At 65.5% G+C, this 16,846-nt stretch carries 18 protein-coding genes and 1 pseudogene; 9 read left to right on the top strand and 10 right to left on the bottom strand.

Going from position 1 to position 16,846, the window contains the following annotated elements:
* Positions 1-176: 176 nt before the first annotated feature.
* Positions 177-641, top strand: coding sequence for an Hsp20 family protein (locus tag CVN68_RS05530; protein WP_100281315.1), 465 nt, complete (start codon positions 177-179; stop codon positions 639-641).
* 95 nt (positions 642-736) lie between these two features.
* On the opposite strand, the pseudogene CVN68_RS05535 reads toward CVN68_RS05530, so the two are convergent.
* The 3 genes and pseudogenes from CVN68_RS05535 to secG form a co-directional block, all read right to left on the bottom strand.
* A pseudogene (locus CVN68_RS05535) lies at positions 737-1,407 on the bottom strand (peptidylprolyl isomerase).
* Between the two features lie 86 nt (positions 1,408-1,493).
* The gene (locus tag CVN68_RS05540) at positions 1,494-3,125 is read right to left on the bottom strand and encodes a CTP synthase (RefSeq protein ID WP_100281316.1); all 1,632 of its coding nucleotides are present in this window, start codon (positions 3,123-3,125) and stop codon (positions 1,494-1,496) included.
* 94 nt (positions 3,126-3,219) lie between these two features.
* Positions 3,220-3,612, bottom strand: a complete 393-nt coding sequence (gene secG, locus CVN68_RS05545; RefSeq protein WP_100281317.1) for a preprotein translocase subunit SecG — start codon at positions 3,610-3,612, stop codon at positions 3,220-3,222.
* Between the two features lie 230 nt (positions 3,613-3,842).
* On the opposite strand from secG, the gene CVN68_RS05550 reads away from it, so the two are divergent.
* The 8 genes from CVN68_RS05550 to eda all read left to right on the top strand — a co-directional run bounded on the left by CVN68_RS05550 (position 3,843) and on the right by eda (position 11,324).
* Positions 3,843-4,196, top strand: a complete 354-nt coding sequence (locus CVN68_RS05550) for a MarR family transcriptional regulator (protein ID WP_100281318.1) — start codon at positions 3,843-3,845, stop codon at positions 4,194-4,196.
* Between the two features lie 73 nt (positions 4,197-4,269).
* Positions 4,270-4,506, top strand: coding sequence for an SH3 domain-containing protein (locus CVN68_RS05555; RefSeq protein WP_233503592.1), 237 nt, complete (start codon positions 4,270-4,272; stop codon positions 4,504-4,506).
* The gene (gene argC / locus CVN68_RS05560) at positions 4,503-5,444 is read left to right on the top strand and encodes an N-acetyl-gamma-glutamyl-phosphate reductase (protein WP_100281320.1); all 942 of its coding nucleotides are present in this window, start codon (positions 4,503-4,505) and stop codon (positions 5,442-5,444) included. Before CVN68_RS05555 ends, argC begins: the two co-directional genes overlap by 4 nt.
* Before the next feature lie 138 nt (positions 5,445-5,582).
* A complete protein-coding gene (zwf, locus tag CVN68_RS05565; protein WP_100281321.1) occupies positions 5,583-7,043 on the top strand; it encodes a glucose-6-phosphate dehydrogenase in 1,461 nt (486 codons plus the stop codon).
* Between the two features lie 46 nt (positions 7,044-7,089).
* Positions 7,090-7,797, top strand: coding sequence for a 6-phosphogluconolactonase (gene pgl / locus CVN68_RS05570; RefSeq protein ID WP_100281322.1), 708 nt, complete (start codon positions 7,090-7,092; stop codon positions 7,795-7,797).
* Between the two features lie 31 nt (positions 7,798-7,828).
* Entirely contained in the window at positions 7,829-9,649 is a 1,821-nt protein-coding gene (gene edd / locus CVN68_RS05575) for a phosphogluconate dehydratase (protein WP_100281323.1), read from the top strand.
* A 95-nt stretch (positions 9,650-9,744) separates the two neighbouring features.
* A complete protein-coding gene (gene glk, locus CVN68_RS05580) occupies positions 9,745-10,713 on the top strand; it encodes a glucokinase (protein ID WP_100281324.1) in 969 nt (322 codons plus the stop codon).
* A 2-nt stretch (positions 10,714-10,715) separates the two neighbouring features.
* The gene (gene eda, locus CVN68_RS05585) at positions 10,716-11,324 is read left to right on the top strand and encodes a bifunctional 4-hydroxy-2-oxoglutarate aldolase/2-dehydro-3-deoxy-phosphogluconate aldolase (RefSeq protein ID WP_100281325.1); all 609 of its coding nucleotides are present in this window, start codon (positions 10,716-10,718) and stop codon (positions 11,322-11,324) included.
* A gap of 30 nt (positions 11,325-11,354) precedes the next feature.
* Here the strand turns inward: eda and mltG are convergent, their stop codons facing one another.
* The 7 genes from mltG to fabD all read right to left on the bottom strand — a co-directional run bounded on the left by mltG (position 11,355) and on the right by fabD (position 16,803).
* Positions 11,355-12,302, bottom strand: a complete 948-nt coding sequence (gene mltG, locus CVN68_RS05590) for an endolytic transglycosylase MltG (RefSeq protein WP_407695546.1) — start codon at positions 12,300-12,302, stop codon at positions 11,355-11,357.
* Positions 12,303-12,345: 43 nt separating this feature from the next.
* Entirely contained in the window at positions 12,346-13,605 is a 1,260-nt protein-coding gene (gene fabF / locus CVN68_RS05595; RefSeq protein WP_100284228.1) for a beta-ketoacyl-ACP synthase II, read from the bottom strand.
* A gap of 162 nt (positions 13,606-13,767) precedes the next feature.
* Positions 13,768-14,016, bottom strand: coding sequence for an acyl carrier protein (locus CVN68_RS05600; RefSeq protein ID WP_100281326.1), 249 nt, complete (start codon positions 14,014-14,016; stop codon positions 13,768-13,770).
* A 100-nt stretch (positions 14,017-14,116) separates the two neighbouring features.
* Positions 14,117-14,644 (bottom strand): hypothetical protein, encoded by a 528-nt coding sequence (locus tag CVN68_RS05605; RefSeq protein WP_100281327.1) that lies wholly within the window; start codon positions 14,642-14,644, stop codon positions 14,117-14,119.
* Positions 14,645-14,667: 23 nt separating this feature from the next.
* Complete coding sequence (gene fabG, locus CVN68_RS05610; RefSeq protein WP_100281328.1) at positions 14,668-15,405, bottom strand: 3-oxoacyl-[acyl-carrier-protein] reductase; 738 nt, start codon at positions 15,403-15,405, stop codon at positions 14,668-14,670.
* Between the two features lie 14 nt (positions 15,406-15,419).
* Positions 15,420-15,836 (bottom strand): GxxExxY protein, encoded by a 417-nt coding sequence (locus CVN68_RS05615; protein WP_100281329.1) that lies wholly within the window; start codon positions 15,834-15,836, stop codon positions 15,420-15,422.
* 31 nt (positions 15,837-15,867) lie between these two features.
* Entirely contained in the window at positions 15,868-16,803 is a 936-nt protein-coding gene (fabD, locus tag CVN68_RS05620; protein ID WP_100281330.1) for an ACP S-malonyltransferase, read from the bottom strand.
* Between the last annotated feature and the right edge of the window lie 43 nt (positions 16,804-16,846).

Genomic DNA, 16,846 nt, shown 5'->3' on the forward strand with positions numbered 1-16,846 from the left:
GGAAGCCGAAGCTGGGTTTCTCCGCCGCAAGCCCGGCCCGGTTCAGCGCTCTTGAAACTGCGCGGCGACGAACCACATTGCGATTCGTCAAGGTGCCTGATGGGCCTGACAAGCAGCGCCGCGGATTTCCGGGCGCCGCGCAAGAGACGTTCAACTTGCTCACAGGAGGATTTGAAATGCGTCAGTTCGACTTTACTCCATTCCGTCGTTCTACCGTCGGCTTCGACCGGCTGTTCGACTTGCTCGAAGCCAGCGCGCGTCAGGCGGCTAGCGAGAACTACCCCCCGTTCAACCTAGAGCGCCTCGCCGAGGACCGTTATCGCATCACGCTCGCCGTCGCCGGCTTCAAGCCCGACGAGATCGACGTGACTGCGCAGCAGAATTTGCTGCTGGTCCAGGGCAAGAAGGCGAACGAGAACGAGAATAACCAGGGCGCGTTCCTGCATCTCGGCATCGCCAATCGCAGCTTCGAGCGCCGCTTCGAACTCGCCGACTTCGTCCGCGTCCAAAGCGCGGATCTTGCCGACGGTCTGCTCGTGATCGAGCTGGTCCGCGAGGTTCCGGAGGCGATGAAGCCGAAGAAGATCGCAGTGAATGCCGCCAGCCAGCCGAGCGCAATCGAGCATCGCGACGCGGCATAACAACCAATCACGGCTAGCGGCGCTTTCCTCCCTTTGGGCGCCGCAGCAGGGGCGCCCGGGCACTGCCCGGGCGCCTTTTGTTTTGGGATTTCAAATCAGTTGGGCTGGATCCAGCGGGTCGGGCCGATCAGCCAGGGCTTGACCCGGCCGGTCGGCCTGGGGGCGCCGTCGAGCCGCACCGCGCGGAGGATCTTTACAGGCCCGGGCTGGATCATCTGGCCGCGCATCGGCCCCCTGCCCCCGCCGTCGGTTTGCCGAGGATCTTTCGCACTACGTCCATTCCCGCGACCACGCGCCCGAACGCCGAATAGCCGTTGCGCCCGGTGCCGCGGGCGTCGAGCGATGGATTGTCGCCAACCATGATCGAGAAATTGCCGGTAGCGCCGTCGATGTTAGTGCCATGCGCCATCGAGACGGTGCCATCGGTATGCCGGATGCCGGTGACGTTGGTCGGCTCGAGCGGCGGCGACGGCAGGATCCGACGCGCATCGCTGGCGATCCCGCCCTGGACGAAGCCGAACTTAGGATTTCCGGTGCGGCGCGAGGCGCGGTAGAATCCGGTCTCGTCGAGCCGGCCATCATCGACATAAGCGAGGAAGTTCGCAGTGGTCTTCGGCGCGCGGCGCGCGTCGAGCGCGAGGACGATCGCGCCCTCCGAGGTTTCGATCCGCACGCGGACCGTTCCGGGAGCAGGTTTGGACTGCGCGGCGGCGGGCTGGCCGGCGAGCGACAGCAACAAGGCGAGAGCCAAGAACAGGATACGCATGGCGTCCGGCTAGCCGATGGCGCGGTTCAACGGGAGGGGTTTCTTGCGATTGACCGTCATCCCGGCGAACGCCGGGATGACGCATGTCAGACTAGCCTGCTCTGCTTGACCGCGGCTTCGATGAAACTGGCGAACAACGGGTGCGGATCGAAGGGCTTGGACTTCAATTCCGGGTGGAACTGGACGCCGACGAACCACGGATGATCGGGCCGCTCGACGATCTCTGGCAAGGTGCCGTCGGGCGACATGCCCGAGAAGACGAGACCATTCTTTTCGAGCAGCGGCCTATAGTGGGTGTTGACCTCGTAGCGGTGGCGATGGCGCTCGCTGATCTCTTCCGAGCCGTAGATCGAGGCGACGACGCTGTTGCCGCCGAGCTTCGCGGGATAGGCGCCCAGCCGCATCGTGCCGCCGAGATCGCCGCCTTCCTCGCGCTTCTGCATGCCTTCGGTGGTCATCCATTCGGTGATCATGCCGACCACCGGCTCTTCGGTCGGGCCGAACTCGGTGGTCGAGGCGTTTTCGAGGCCCTGATCGCGCGCCGCGTCGACGCATGCCATCTGCATGCCGAGGCAGATGCCGAAGAACGGCACACCGCGCTCACGCGCGAAGCGGACCCCGGCGATCTTGCCCTCGCTGCCGCGCTCGCCGAATCCGCCGGGCACGAGGATGCCGTCCATCGGCTCGAGCTTGGCGGCGACCTCGTCGTCGTCGCGCTCAAACAATTCGGCGTCGATCCAGCGGATGTTGACCTTGACCTGGTTGGCGATGCCGCCGTGGACCAGCGCCTCGTGGAGCGACTTATAGGCATCGGGGACGCCCATATATTTGCCGACCACGCCGATCGTGACTTCGCCCTCGGGATTCTGGAGGCGGCTGACGATCCGCTCCCAGCGATCGAGATCCGGTGCTTCGCCGGGGTCGATGCCGAAGGCGCGGAGCACTTCCACATCGAGGCCCTCGCGGTGATATTGCATCGGCACCGCGTAGATGCTTTTCGCGTCGAGCGCAGGGATCACCGCCGCGGTGGGCACGTTGCAGAATTGCGCGATCTTGGCGCGATCGCTTGCCGGCAGTTCGCGCTCAGAACGGCAGACGAGCACGTCGGGCTGGACGCCCAGCGCCGCCAGTTCGCGCACGCTGTGCTGAGTCGGCTTGGTCTTCAGCTCACCGGCGGCGGAGATATAGGGCACCAGGGTGACGTGGATGCTGACGGTCTGGCCGCGGCCGAGATCGTTGCGGAGCTGGCGAATCGCTTCGATGAACGGCAGCGATTCGATATCGCCGACCGTGCCGCCAATCTCGCAGAGGACGAAGTCGAGGTCCTCGGTGTCGTCCTGTGCGAATGCCTTGATCGCATCGGTGACGTGCGGGATCACCTGCACTGTCGCGCCGAGATAGTCGCCGCGGCGCTCGCGCTCGATGATCGTCTTGTAGATGCGGCCCGAGGTGACGTTGTCCGACTGACGCGAGGCGACGCCGGTGAAACGCTCATAATGGCCCAGATCGAGATCGGTCTCGGCACCGTCGTCGGTCACATAGACTTCGCCATGCTGGTGCGGCGACATCGTGCCGGGATCGACGTTGAGATAGGGGTCGAACTTGCGGATGCGGACCCGATAGCCTCGGGCCTGGAGCAGAGCCGCGAGGCTCGCCGCCATCAGACCCTTGCCAAGCGAGGAGACCACGCCGCCGGTGATGAAAATATACCGCGCCATGGGAGAAAACGCCTAACGTCATTGGCCGCACGCCGACAAGCGCGCGACTCACTTATTTTTTCATGTGTGCCCGCCTTTCGGAGGGCAGCGGCGGTTATTGCGCGAGCGGAACCGAGCTGTTGGCCGGTGCGGCTGCGTTCGCGGGCGCCGCGCCTGCCGGCGCCGTGGTGTTGCCGGCCGCGAACGGCACTGCGGGCGCGCCGGTCGGCGCCGCCAGCGGCGCTGCGGGTGCGCGCTGGAGCGACGTGTCGATCGTCGTCGAGTGGCGAGACGCGGCGATGAAGGCAAGCGCGATGCTCATCACGATGAACAGAGTCGCGAGAATCCCCGTGGCGCGGGTAAGGAAATCCGCCGCGCCGCGCGCCGACATCAGGCCGGAGGGGCTGCCACCCGTGGTCAGCCCGCCGCCTTCCGAACGCTGCATGAGGATCACAGTCACGAGCAGTGCCGCGATGACGGCGTGGACGACGAGCAGAAAGGTGAACATTGAGACCCGGCCTGTTGCGAAAGCGGCGACATAGGGGAGCCGGTGGCAGGGATCAACCTGCGTCTATTTCGGCTTTATCTTCGGCTTCACCGCGCGGCACAAAAATGCGCTTTTCAAACAAAGCAGTAACATTTCGCCAACGCACTGAAACCACTGGGCTCAAGCTGCGTTTGTGTGAATGCTCCCGGACAGAACCGGGAACGTAACGGATGAGAAGAGCCGTGAACGCGATGCCGGACCAATCGCTGTCTTCGTGGAAGGACACGCTGATCGATTACGTGCGCTCGGGCGAGCCCGATCTCACCAATCGTCAGATGGCTCTCCTGATGCTTGTGTATCTCGACCCGGGGCCCCATACGGTCCGCGGACTGGCGCGGGCGCTGAACGTGTCGAAGCCCGTAGTTACCCGCGCCTTGAATCGCCTGGGGACGCTCGGCTATCTGCGCCGCCAACGCGACGATACCGACAAACGCAACATCTTCGTTGCGCGTACCGCTGAAGGGGCAGAGTTTCTTGCAGAGTTCGGGCACTTCCTCGCTGGGGACGCCATCGGTCAACCAGTCGCCCGCAGGGCCAACGCGTAAGCGCTTTTCGCTGAAGGGACGCTCCGCCACGTTCGATTCGCGTGTCGACGCCGTGCGGCGCGATCTCGCTGACGTGCGTCTCGCCGACCGCGTGTTCGCCCCCCATTATGCCGCGCCGATGCCGCGGATACTTATAACCACGGCCGAACTGCGCAGCAGCGGCGCGATGGATTCCGAAGTTCTGGCCAGCTTGCCCGCGGGCGAAATGTTCGAAGTGCTCGAACTCGCCGGCAACCACGCCTGGGGCGTTGCGCCCGCAGCCGGGATCGTGGGCTATATCCCCGCCGCCGCGCTGGCGGACCCGCAATGACCATCCGCGTCTTCATCGACGGTGCCGTCGGCACCACGGGTCTCGAGATTCGCGAGCGGCTCGACGGCCGCGAGGGGATCGAGCAACTGATCCTCGCCGAGGCCGACCGCAAGGACCCGAAGAAGCGCGAGGATGCGCTCAATTCGGCTGATTTCGTCATCCTCTGCCTGCCCGACGAGGCCGCGCGCGAGGCAGTGGCGATGATTCGCGCCGACAAGGTCCGGGTGATCGACGCCTCGACCGCACACCGCGTCGCGCCCGATTGGGTCTATGGCTTTGCCGAGCTCGAGCCGGGGCAGATGACGGCGATCGCCGAGGCGTCGCGGGTGAGCAACCCCGGCTGCTATCCCACCGGCTTCCTCGCGCTCGTGCGGCCGCTGGTCCGCGCCGGACTGGTGCCGCTCGATCATAGTTTCGCAGTGAACGCGGTCTCGGGCTATTCGGGCGGCGGCAAATCGATGATCGCCGAATTCGAGGACGAGACGTCGGAAGGCTTCACCGCCACGGCGTTCCGCAATTACGGCCTCAGTCTCGACCACAAGCATGTGCCGGAGATGCAGAAGCACGCGCGGATCGAATATCCGCCGATCTTCCAGCCCGCGGTGGTGCGTACTTATCGCGGAATGGTGGTCGAAGTGCCCCTGCCCCTCCACGCGTTTACGCGCCGCCCGTCGATCGAAGCGATCGAAAATGCCTTGCGCGATGCGTACAAGGAATCTGCGCTGGTGCGTGTGCTGCCCGGCGATGTCTCGACCGTCTCTATCGAAGAGGATGCAGGCACCGATCGGCTGAGCCTCCGGGTGTTCGGCAATGCCGAGCGCGGCCAGGCGCGGCTGGTCGCGACGCTCGACAATCTCGGCAAGGGCGCGGCGGGTGCCGCGGTGCAGAACCTCAACATCATGGCCGGGCTTGATCCGGCCGCGGGGCTGGTTCTCTAGCTCATCCCGTCTCCGGCGAAAGCCGGTGTCTCGTGCCTTATGCCTTCGCTGGCCGCCTGAGGTCCCGGCTTTCACCGGGATGATGCTTGATCTTTGCCGCCCGTTGGTGTCTCGCGGGCGAAACAAGTCGAGAGGCGTATGATGCATCAGCCCGTGGGCAAATTGCTGCTGTTCGGAGCAACCGGCGACCTCGCCCAGCGCATGCTGCTGCCGTCGCTTTACGCGCTGCACGCCGACGGGCTGCTCCCCTCCGGACTGACGATCACCGGCACCGCACGCTCCGAGAAGGACGATGAAACCTATCGCGAATTCGCTCGCCACGCGCTGGAGGAATTCCTGCCCGCCGACCGCAAGGATGACAGCGCTGTCGGGAGCTTTCTCGATCGACTGAACTATCAGGCGCTCGACGCCTCACAGGTCGAGGGTTTCGTAGCACTCAAGGACAAGCTCGGCGACATATCGGGCGGGCTGGCGATCTTCCTGTCGACCGCGCCGTGGCTGTTCGGGCCGACGATCGAGGGGCTCAAAAGCGCGGGGCTGACCGGCGACAATGTGCGGATCAGCCTCGAGAAGCCGCTGGGCAAGGACCTGGCTTCGAGCCGCGAGATCAACGATCTCGTCGCCGGGGTCTTCCCGGAAGAGCGAACCTTCCGCATCGACCATTATCTCGGCAAGGAGACGGTGCAGAACATCCTCGCGCTGCGCTTTGGAAATTCGCTGTTCGAGCCGGTGTGGAACGCACAGGGCATCGATCACGTCCAGATCACTGTCTCGGAGAACGTCGGGCTCGAAGGCCGCGCCGGCTTCTACGACGAGACCGGCGCGTTGCGCGACATGGTCCAGAACCACATGCTCCAACTGGTTGCACTGATCGCGATGGAGCCCCCTGCCCGGTTCGACGGCACGGCGATTCGCGACGAGAAGGTCAAGGTGCTGCGCTCGCTGCGAAAGATCAGCGCGCAAGAAGCGCCACAGCTCACCGTCACCGGTCAATATGGCGGCGGCGCGGTGAAGGGCGAGATCGTCCGCGACTATGCCAGCGATCTCGGCAAGTCGTCGGGCACCGAGACCTTCGTGGCCATCAAGGCGCATGTCGACAATTGGCGCTGGCACGGCGTGCCCTTCTATCTGCGCACCGGCAAACGGCTGGCGGAGCGGCGCTCGGAGATCGTCATCCAGTTCAAGCCGGTGCCGCATTCGATCTTCGCCGAGCGCGGCGGCGCGTTGCAACCCAACACGCTGGCGATCCGGCTCCAGCCCGAGGAATATGTCCGGTTGCTTGTGATGGCAAAGCAGCCCGGGCTCGACCGCGAAGGCGTCCGGCTGCGCGAAGTGCCGCTCAATCTCAGCCTCGAGAACGAATTCGCCGGCACCCGCCGCCGCATCGCCTATGAGCGGTTGCTGCTCGACCTGATCGAGGGCGATCCAACCTTGTTCGTCCGTCGCGACGAAGTCGAGGCGCAATGGGAATGGATCGATGGCATTCGTGCCGGCTGGGATGCCAATGACATGAAGCCCAAGCCTTATGCCTCGGGCAGCTGGGGGCCCTCCGCCTCGATCGCGCTTACCGAACGTGACGGCGTGACGTGGAACGAATAGCCCCCGATACCCATATCTACGGCGAACCCGCCGAACAGGAGCAAGCATGACGACCGAAATCGAATGGTGGGACTATGACGATGCCGACGAACTGGCCGCGGCCGTTGCCGGCGACGTGCAGTTCATCATCGAAAGCGCGATCGACGCACGCGGCGCCGCCGTCGTCGCGCTCGCGGGCGGCAAAACGCCGCTGCCGATCTACGAGCAGCTGGCCAAGGCCAAGCTCGATTGGAAACGCGTGACGATCGTCCCCGGCGACGACCGGCTGGTGCCGCTCGGCGATCCGCTGTCGAACGTCACGGCGATCGGCAAGGTGTTCATTCCAAGAGGTGCGCGGGTGATCCCGCTGATCAGCGCGACGGTTGCCGACTACAAGGCAGCCGGGCGCGCGGCCGACGCGATCCTGCAGGATCTGCACTGGCCGCTGGATCTGTGCCTGCTCGGCGTCGGCGGCGACGGCCATGCCGCGTCGATCTTCCCCGGCCCCGACTTCGACGAGGCGCTGAACGGTCCCAAGGAACGCCGCGCGCTGGGCGTGATGCCCGATCCGCTGCCGCCCGAGGCGCCGGTCGCCCGCGTGTCGCTGAGCAAGGCCGCGATCGTCTCGGCGCGCGCGCTGATGATCGCGATCACCGGCCAGGCGAAGCGCGATGTGCTCGAGCAGGCGATCGAACAGGGGGTTTCGTCCCAATATCCGGTCGGGCGGATCCTCGCCGATGTCGAGCTGCCAGTGGATATCCACTGGGCGGCGTGAGGCGGATCGAACTACGAGTGATGATTAGACCATGACCCTTCATCCAGAAATCGCCGCCGTCACCGATCGCGTGATCGAACGCTCGAAGGCGCGTCGCGCGGCCTATCTCGACCTGATCCGCCGCGAGCGCGAGAGCGGCGCCGACCGACCCAAGCTCGGCTGCGCCAATCTCGCGCACGCTTATGCCGGGACCGACGAGCAGCGCGACCTGATGACGCCGGCCAACCGGATGAACATCGGCATCGTTACGTCGTACAACGACATGCTGTCGGCGCACGCGACCTATTATCGCTACCCCGAGCAGATGAAGATCTGGGCGCTCGAAGCCGGCGCGACCGCGCAGGTGGCGGGCGGCGTCCCCGCGATGTGCGACGGCGTGACGCAGGGCTATGCCGGCATGGAGCTGTCATTGTTCAGCCGCGACACGATCGCGCTCTCCACCGGCATCGCGCTCAGCCACCGGGTGTTCGAAGGCGCCGCCTTGCTCGGCATCTGCGACAAGATCGTACCCGGCTTGCTGATCGGCGCGCTGCGCTTCGGGCATTTGCCGATGGTGATGATCCCGGGCGGGCCGATGCGCTCGGGCCTCGCCAACAAGGACAAGGCGGCTGTCCGCGAACGCTATGCCGAAGGCAAGGCGACACGTGAGGAACTGCTCGCATCCGAGATCGCCGCCTATCACGGCAAAGGCACGTGCACCTTCTACGGCACCGCCAATTCGAACCAGATGATGATGGAGGCGATGGGCCTCCATGTGCCGGGCGCGGCCTTTGCCAACCCGGGGACCAAATTGCGGCAGGAGCTGACCCGCGCGGCGGTGCAGCGGCTCGCCGATATCGGCTGGAACGGCAACGACTATCGGCCGATCGGCCACGTCGTCGACGAGAAGGCGATCGTGAACGCCGCGATCGTATTGCTCGCGACTGGCGGCTCGACCAACCATTTGATTCACGTCCCCGCCTTCGCCCGCGCGGCGGGCATCGTGATCGACTGGGACGATTTCGACCGGCTCTCGCGCGCCGTGCCGCTGCTGACTCGCGTCTATCCCAACGGCTCGGCCGACGTGAACGGTTTCGAGGATGCCGGCGGCCCGCCTTTCGTGATCCGCGAATTGCTGCGCGGCGGGCTGATGCACGGCGACACACTCACCATCGCCGAGGGCGGCATGCACGATTATGGGCGCAAGCCCCACATCGACGACGACAAGCTGGTCTGGCACGATCTGCCTGCGAAGAGTGACGACGAGACGATCGTCCGCACGCTCGACGCGCCCTTCTCGCCCGAAGGCGGCTTCCGCATCCTCAAGGGCAATCTGGGCCGCGCTTGCATCAAGGTCAGCGCCGTCGAGCGCGATCGCTGGACGATCGAGGCGCCGGCGCGCGTTTTCGCCGACCAGTCCGAAGTACAGACGGCGTTCAAGGCCGGCGAGCTCGATCGCGACGTAGTCGTCGTCGTCCGCTTTCAGGGACCCAAGGCGAACGGCATGCCCGAACTGCACAAGCTCACCCCGCCGCTGGGCGTGCTCCAGAATCGGGGTTTCCGAGTCGCATTGGTGACCGACGGGCGGATGTCGGGGGCATCGGGCAAGGTGCCGTGCGCGATCCATTTGTCGCCCGAGGCATTGGGTGGCGGGCCGATCGGCAAGGTGCGCGACGGCGACATCGTCCGGCTCGATGCCGAGGCGGGGACGCTCGAGGCGCTCGTCGATCCCGCGGAGTGGGAAGCGCGCGAACAGGCCGTCGCCCCTCCCGCAGCCGAGGGGACCGGCCGTGAGCTGTTCGCGATGATGCGGCATCACGCCGACGAGGCCGAATTGGGCGCGTCGGCGATGCTCGCCGAGGCCGGCCTCTAGCCAAGCTTTACATCCGCGCGTCCAACGCAGAGAAGGGCGGCGCACCGTATGCCAACGTTGACAGGCGCCGGGCACGGGAGTTCCAGGGAGAAGGCATGGAAGTCGTCGCGGTCGATATCGGGGGCACCCATGCGCGCTTTGCCGTAGCGGAAGTGGCGGAGGGACGCGTCGTCTCGATGGCCGAGCCGATGACGCAGAAGGTCGCCGAGCATCCGAGCCTCCAACTTGCCTGGCAGGCTTTCGGCGAGACCCTCGGACGCCCGCTGCCCAAGGCTGCGGCGATCGCGGTGGCCTCGCCCGTTGGCGGCGAAGTGATCAAGCTGACCAACAATCCGTGGATCATCCGCCCTGCCCTGATCCCCGAACGGCTGGGTGCCGAAACCTGGACGGTCGTCAACGATTTCGCAGCGATCGGTCATGCCGTAGCGCAGCTCGGCGAGGCGGACTTCCTCCACCTTTGCGGACCGGACACGCCCCTGCCCCCGCGCGGCTCGCTCACCGTTTGTGGCCCGGGTACCGGCCTCGGAGTCGCCCAGGTATTTCGCCACAAGCGTGGCTACGACATCATCGCGACCGAAGGCGGGCATGTCGATTTCGCGCCGCTCGACCCGATCGAGGATGCGTTCGTCAAGCGGCTGCGGCGCGAATATAATCGTGTTTCGACCGAGCGGATCGTCGCAGGACCGGCGATCGTCGCGATCTACGAGACCTTGGCCGAGCTCGAAAAGCGGCCGGTGCCACGTCACAGCGACAAAGAACTCTGGGCGCTGGCGTTCGAGGGCAAGGACAGCCTCGCCGTCGCGGCGCTCGACCGCTTCTGTCTCAGCCTTGGCGCAGTGGCGGGCGATCTTGCGCTGACGCACGGGCCGACCGGCGTGGTGATCGCAGGCGGTCTGGGCTTGCGTCTCAAGGACCATTTGCTGCAATCGGGCTTTGGCGAGCGTTTCGTTGCCAAGGGCCGGTTTCGGAACCTGATGGCGTCGATCCCCGTCAAGCTGATCACGCATCCGCAGCCGGGCCTTTACGGCGCCGCAGCGGCCTTCGCTCAGGAGCACGCACTTTGACGATGACGATTGCCGATATCATGCGCACCGCCCCGGTGATCCCGGTGCTGGTGATCGACGACGCGGCACAGGCGCGGCCGCTGGCCGAAGCCCTGGTCAAGGGCGGTCTGCGTGTGCTCGAAGTGACACTGCGCACCGGCGCGGCGATCGAGGCGATCGCGGAGATGAAGAAAGTCGAGGGCGCGATCGTCGGCGCCGGCACCGTCGTCAACACCGACCAGTTCAGGCAGGTGATGGACGCGGACGTCGAGTTCATCGTCTCGCCCGGCCTGACCGAACGGCTCGCCGATCCGATCGTCGCAAGCGGCGTACCCTTCCTGCCGGGCATCGCCAATGCCGGCGACATCATGCGCGGGCTCGACCTCGGGCTGACGCATTTCAAGTTCTTTCCCGCCGAGACTTCGGGCGGACTCAAGGCGCTCAAGGCGCTGGCGGCGCCCTTCTATCAGGCGAAGTTCTGCCCAACCGGCGGGGTGAGCCTTGCGACCGCTCCAGAGTGGCTGGCATTCGATCCGGTGCTGTGCGTCGGCGGAAGCTGGATCACGCCCAAGGGGGCGAGTGTCGAGCAGGTAGAGACGCTGGCCCGCGAGGCGGCAGCGCTGAGGGGCTAACTCCCTCTCCCTTTGAAAGAGGGAGTTAAGCTACATTTCCCCCCGCTCGCGCCGCCGCGCATACCATTTCTGCACGTTGGCGTTGTGTTGCTCGAGCGTGTCGGCGAACACATGGCCGCCGGTGCCGTCGGCGACGAAGTACAATGCGCTCGACTGTGCGGGGTCGAGCACCGCGTCGATCGATTCCTTGCCAGGATTGGCAATCGGCCCCACCGGCAGGCCGGTCATCGCATAGGTGTTGTACGGGTTCACCGCGCGCAACTCCGACTGGAGGATGCGGCGGCCGAGCGGTTTGCCTTTGGTGACCGGATAAATGGTTGTGGGATCGGCCTGAAGTGGCATGCCGACGCGCAAGCGGTTCGAATAGACCGCCGCGACCGTGCGGCGCTCCTCGGGCTTGCCGGTTTCCTTTTCGACGATCGAGGCGAGGATCAGCGCCTCGCGCGGGGTGCGGACAGCGATACCCGGCTTGCGGCGCTCCCACGCCTTGGCGAGATAGTCGTCCATCGCCTTCTGCATGCGTGTCAGCACAGCCTGTCGGGTGTCGCCGCGATTATAGGCGTAGCTGTCCGGAAGCACCGATCCCTCGTCGGGCACCGCTACCGGGCCGGCGAGCTGCGGCGCCTTGAGCAACGTCTCGTAGACGATGATCGACGGCGTCCCCTCGGGCACGCGTACGAAGCGCTGGAGCGTCTGCCCGCCCTGCATCGTCTTGAGCAGGTCGGATTGGCTGAGCCCTGCCGGAACGCGATATTCGCCCGCCTTGATCGGCGCGCCGCCGCCGAACACCTTCGAGAGCAAAACGAATTGCCGGGCCGATCGGATCGCGCCGGCTTTCTCCAGCTCGGTCGCAGCCTTGCTCAGGCTCGCGCCTTCGGGGATCAGCACGGTCATGTTGGCCCGCGACGGCCCGCCGCCCGCCCAGAGCTGGAGCAGGGCGAGCACCGCCGCCACCGCCAGCAGCAGCACGACGAGGATCGCACAGCCGCCCGCCCGCCGCGAACGACGCGGAGGCGGGGCTTCAGACAGCCTTCATCACCAGGCTGGCGTTGGTGCCGCCGAAGCCGAAGCTGTTGTTGAGCACCGCCTTGATCTTGCGCTCCTTCGCCTTGTGCGGAACGAGGTCGATGCCGGCGCAATTCTCGCTCGGACTGTCGAGGTTGAGCGTCGGTGGGGCGATCTGGTCGCGCATCGCGAGGATGCAGAAGATCGATTCCACTGCGCCGGCGCCGCCGAGCAGATGGCCGATCGCAGATTTGGTCGAGCTCATCGACAGCGTCTCGATGTTGTTTCCGAACAGGCGACGGACTGCACCCAGCTCGAGTTCATCGCCGAGCGGCGTCGAGGTTCCGTGCGCGTTGATATAGTCGATGTCGCTGAAGTCGAGGCCGGACTTCTTCATCGCCATCTGCATCGAGCGGAACGCGCCCGAGCCTTCTGGATGTGGCGCCGTCACGTGATAGGCGTCGCCCGACAGGCCATAGCCGATGACTTCGGCATAGATCTTGGCACCGCGCTTCTTCGCGTGCTCATATTCCTCGAGCACGACCACGCCGGCGCCCTCGCCCATCACGAAGCCGTCGCGGTCCTGATCCCAGGGGCGACTGCCGCGGGTGGGATCGTCGCGGAAGTTGGTCGAAAGCGCGCGCGCCTGGCCGAAGCCGGCGATGCCGATCGGGCAGATCGCCCCCTCGGCGCCGCCCGCCAGCATGATGTCGGCGTCGTCCATCGCGATCATCCGCGCGGCGTCGCCGATCGAGTGCGCGCCGGTCGAGCAGGCAGTGACCACGGCGTGGTTGGGTCCCATCAGCCCATATTTGATCGAGACCTGGCCCGAAATGAGGTTGATCAACCGGCCGTGGACGAAGTGCGGGCTGACGCGCTTGGGTCCCTTCGCGGCCAGGACGAGCGATTCGCTCTCGATACCCGGCAGACCACCGATACCCGCACCGATCGAACAGCCGGCGCGGAAGCGGGTTTCCTCGTCCATATCGAGCAGCCCGGCGTCCTCGATAGCCTGGCCGGCGGCGTCGATGCCGAAGATGATGAAGGGATCGACCTGGCGCTGGACCTTGTGATCGACGCGCAGGTTCGGATCGAAGCCATATTCGTGACCCGCCGCTTTCACTTCGCAAGCATAATTGCTGTGGAAATCGGTCGCGTCGAAGCGCGTGATCGTTGCCGCGCCGGACTTGGCGGCGATGATGTTCTTCCAGGCCGTCTCGACATCGGCACCCAACGGGGTGACGAGCCCAAGGCCGGTTACGACTACGCGGCGCATGGCGTTCTCTCCGTCAAACATGGCGATCATCGCCCATAGAGGCCCAATCGCTGGCAAATTCGTTACGAAAACGAAACGGCTCCCCGCCCTTCTCTTGCGAGCCCGGACGGGAAGCCGCTAAATGGCAATGCCGGCCCATCAGGGCAGGTCGCCGGGAGGCGATCAGTCTTCCTGGTGCTCGCTGATGTACGAGACCGCGTCGCCGACCGTGGTGATCTTCTCGGCCGCGTCATCGGGAATCTCGACGCCGAATTCTTCCTCGAAAGCCATGACCAGCTCGACGATGTCGAGGCTGTCCGCACCCAGATCGTCGATGAAGCTCGCTTCGGGCTTCACTTCGCCGGCATCGACGCCGAGATGGTCGACGACGAGCGCGGCAACGCGCTGGGTGATCTCTTCCTGGTTGGCCATAGTCCCTGTTTTCCTTTGTCTGGGGCTCTGAATTCCGTGTGAACGCACCTAGAATGCCGGTGGGGCCGTTGCAAGGGGGCACACCCCCGGCCCGGTACGTTCAGGCCTGCGAAAATTCGAAGCTCGCATATTGGATCGTGCTGAGGAAAGCGAAATATTCGGCGAGCAGCTCGGCATTCTCGCGCGTCTGCTTCGCTTCGTCGGTGACCGACCCCTTGATCAGCTCCTGGTTCTCGACCGGGGTGAGCACGCGATTGCGCGTCTCCTCGGGCAGCGCGTGGAAGCGATCCTCGAGCGCCGCCGCGTCGAACCCGCGCTCGCCGATCACTCGCGTGGCCACCGGCAGGCCGAGCCTGGCCAGCGTGTAGATCCGCGCCGCCTTCACCGCCGCTTCGGACCAGTTATGCTCGAGCCCGCAGGCGGCCGCGGCGCTGGCGATGCTCCCGCCGACCGCAGGATCGTAGCTCGGCCGCTTGCCGCTCTCGGCCATGTTGCGCGAGACATCCGCGTGCAAGCTGGCAGTCACGGCGGGGCTCACCTTCCCCGCGACGCAATCGATCGTTGCGAGATCGGCGGCGTGCGCGGACGCCGCGAACGCGAGCAGCAGGGCAGTTACGATGATACGCATGATGGTTACTCCAGCCCCGGGGCTCAGAGCATCGCCATCCCGCCGTTGACATGCAAGGTCTGGCCGGTGACGTAGCCGGCTTCCCTGCTGGCGAGATAGACCACCGCCGCGGCGATATCCTCGCCATTGCCGAGGTCGCCTGCAGGGATGCGGCTGAGCAAGGCGGTCTTCTGGGCCTCGGGCAGCACCTCGGTCATCGCCGAGCGGATGAAGCCGGGAGCGACGCAATTGACCGTGATGTTGCGGCTGGCGAGCTCCTGCGCGAGCGCCTTGGACATGCCGACGAGCCCCGCCTTGGACGCGGCATAGTTGGCCTGCCCCGGATTGCCGGTGGCACCCACGACCGACGTGATCGAGATCATCCGGCCGTAGCGCGCTTTCATCATCGGCCTGGCTGCGGCGCGCATAAGGCGGAATGCGGCTTCGAGGTTGACGCGGATCACCGTGTCCCATTCCTCGTCCTTCATCCGCATCGCGAGATTGTCGCGGGTGACGCCAGCGTTGTTGACGAGGATGTCGAGTTTGCCGAGCGCCTCGACCGCCTGGGGCACGAGCGCGTCGACCGCGGCGCCGTCGGACAGGTTGCACGGGAGCGCGACGTGATCGCCGCCCAATTCGGCGCGAAACGTTTCGAGCTTCTCCGCATTCGAGCCCGAAACCGCGAGCCGCGCGCCCTGCGCGGCGAGCCCCTTGGCGATCGCCGAACCGATCCCGCCCGAAGCGCCGGTGACGAGGGCGGTCATGCCTGTGAGGTCGAACATTGGGGTGGTCCTTCTTATTGATTCACGCGAAGGCGCGAAGGCGCTAAGGGTTCATAGTTATTGACGATGCGGCGCAGCCCCTCTTTGAGCGTCGCGCCGCCGAAATTGATCAGCAGCCCAAGAGGCTGCTTGAGCAAGCGAAGATAGGTCAGCACCTGTTTGCCATGCACGGGATTGAGCCGTTCAATCGACTTCACCTCGACAAGCACCTGTCCATTCACGATGATGTCGGCTCGAAAGGCCGCCTGAAAAACAAGCCCGTCATATTCGATATCGATCGGGCATTGCTGAACTACCGAATGGCCTCGTTCTACAAGCTTCGCAGCCAAGATCGTCTCGTAAACACTTTCGAGCAGGCCGGGGCCAAGACCCATGTGCAGCTTCAGCGCAGCATCAATGATATCCGCTGCAGTCGCCTCGATGTCATGCATCTTGGCGTCTTCGCGCCTTCGCGTGAAAAAATCAAAGTCCCTTCGCCAGCGCCTCGATGTCGTTCATCGTGACGAGGCTGGTGGTGGTGGCGTCGGGGGCGATGCGTTTGATCATGCCGGCGAGGACCTTGCCGCCGAATTCGACGAACTCGGTCACCCCCGCCGCCTGCATCGCCAGCACCGACTCGCGCCAGCGGACCATGCCGGTGACCTGCTCGACGAGGAGCGTGCGGATCGTGTCCGGGTCGGCGACGGGGGCGGCGGTGACGTTGGCGTAGACCGGGACGAACGGCGACTGGATCATGACCGCGGCAAGCGCCGCTTCCATCGCATCGGCGGCGGGCTGCATCAGTGGGCAGTGGAACGGCGCCGAGACCGGCAGCAGCAGCGCACGTTTGGCGCCCATTTCCTTGGCAAGCGGCAATGCACGCTCGATCGCGCCGAGATGCCCCGAAATCACCACCTGACCCGGATCATTGTCGTTCGCGACGGTGCAGACCTCGCCCTGCGCGGCGGCATCGGCGATCGACTGCGCCCTGGCGAGATCGACGCCGAGCAGAGCCGCCATCGCGCCGACCCCGACCGGTACCGCAGCCTGCATGGCATTACCGCGGATGCGCAGCAATCTGGCGGCAGTCGCCAGATCGAACGCGCCCGCGGCGCAAAGCGCGCTATACTCGCCGAGGCTGTGGCCCGCGACGAAATCGGCCTTTTCGGCGAGGCGGATGCCGCCGTCCTTTTCGAGCACGCGCAACACCGCGATGGCGTTCGCCATGATCGCCGGCTGGGCGTTGGCGGTGAGCGTGAGCTGGTCCTCCGGCCCTTCGGCCATCAGCCTCGACAGCTTCTGACCGAGCGCTTCGTCGACTTCCTGGAAGACTTCGCGCGCATGCGGGCTGGCCGCGGCGAGCGCGCTGCCCATGCCGACCGCCTGGCTGCCCTGGCCGGGGAAGATGAACGCGCGCATTTGTCTCTCCTTGGACTTCAGGCGGCGCGGGTTAGAACCGTTG

This window comes from Sphingomonas psychrotolerans (assembly GCF_002796605.1).
In the GTDB taxonomy this organism is placed as follows: domain Bacteria; phylum Pseudomonadota; class Alphaproteobacteria; order Sphingomonadales; family Sphingomonadaceae; genus Sphingomonas; species Sphingomonas psychrotolerans.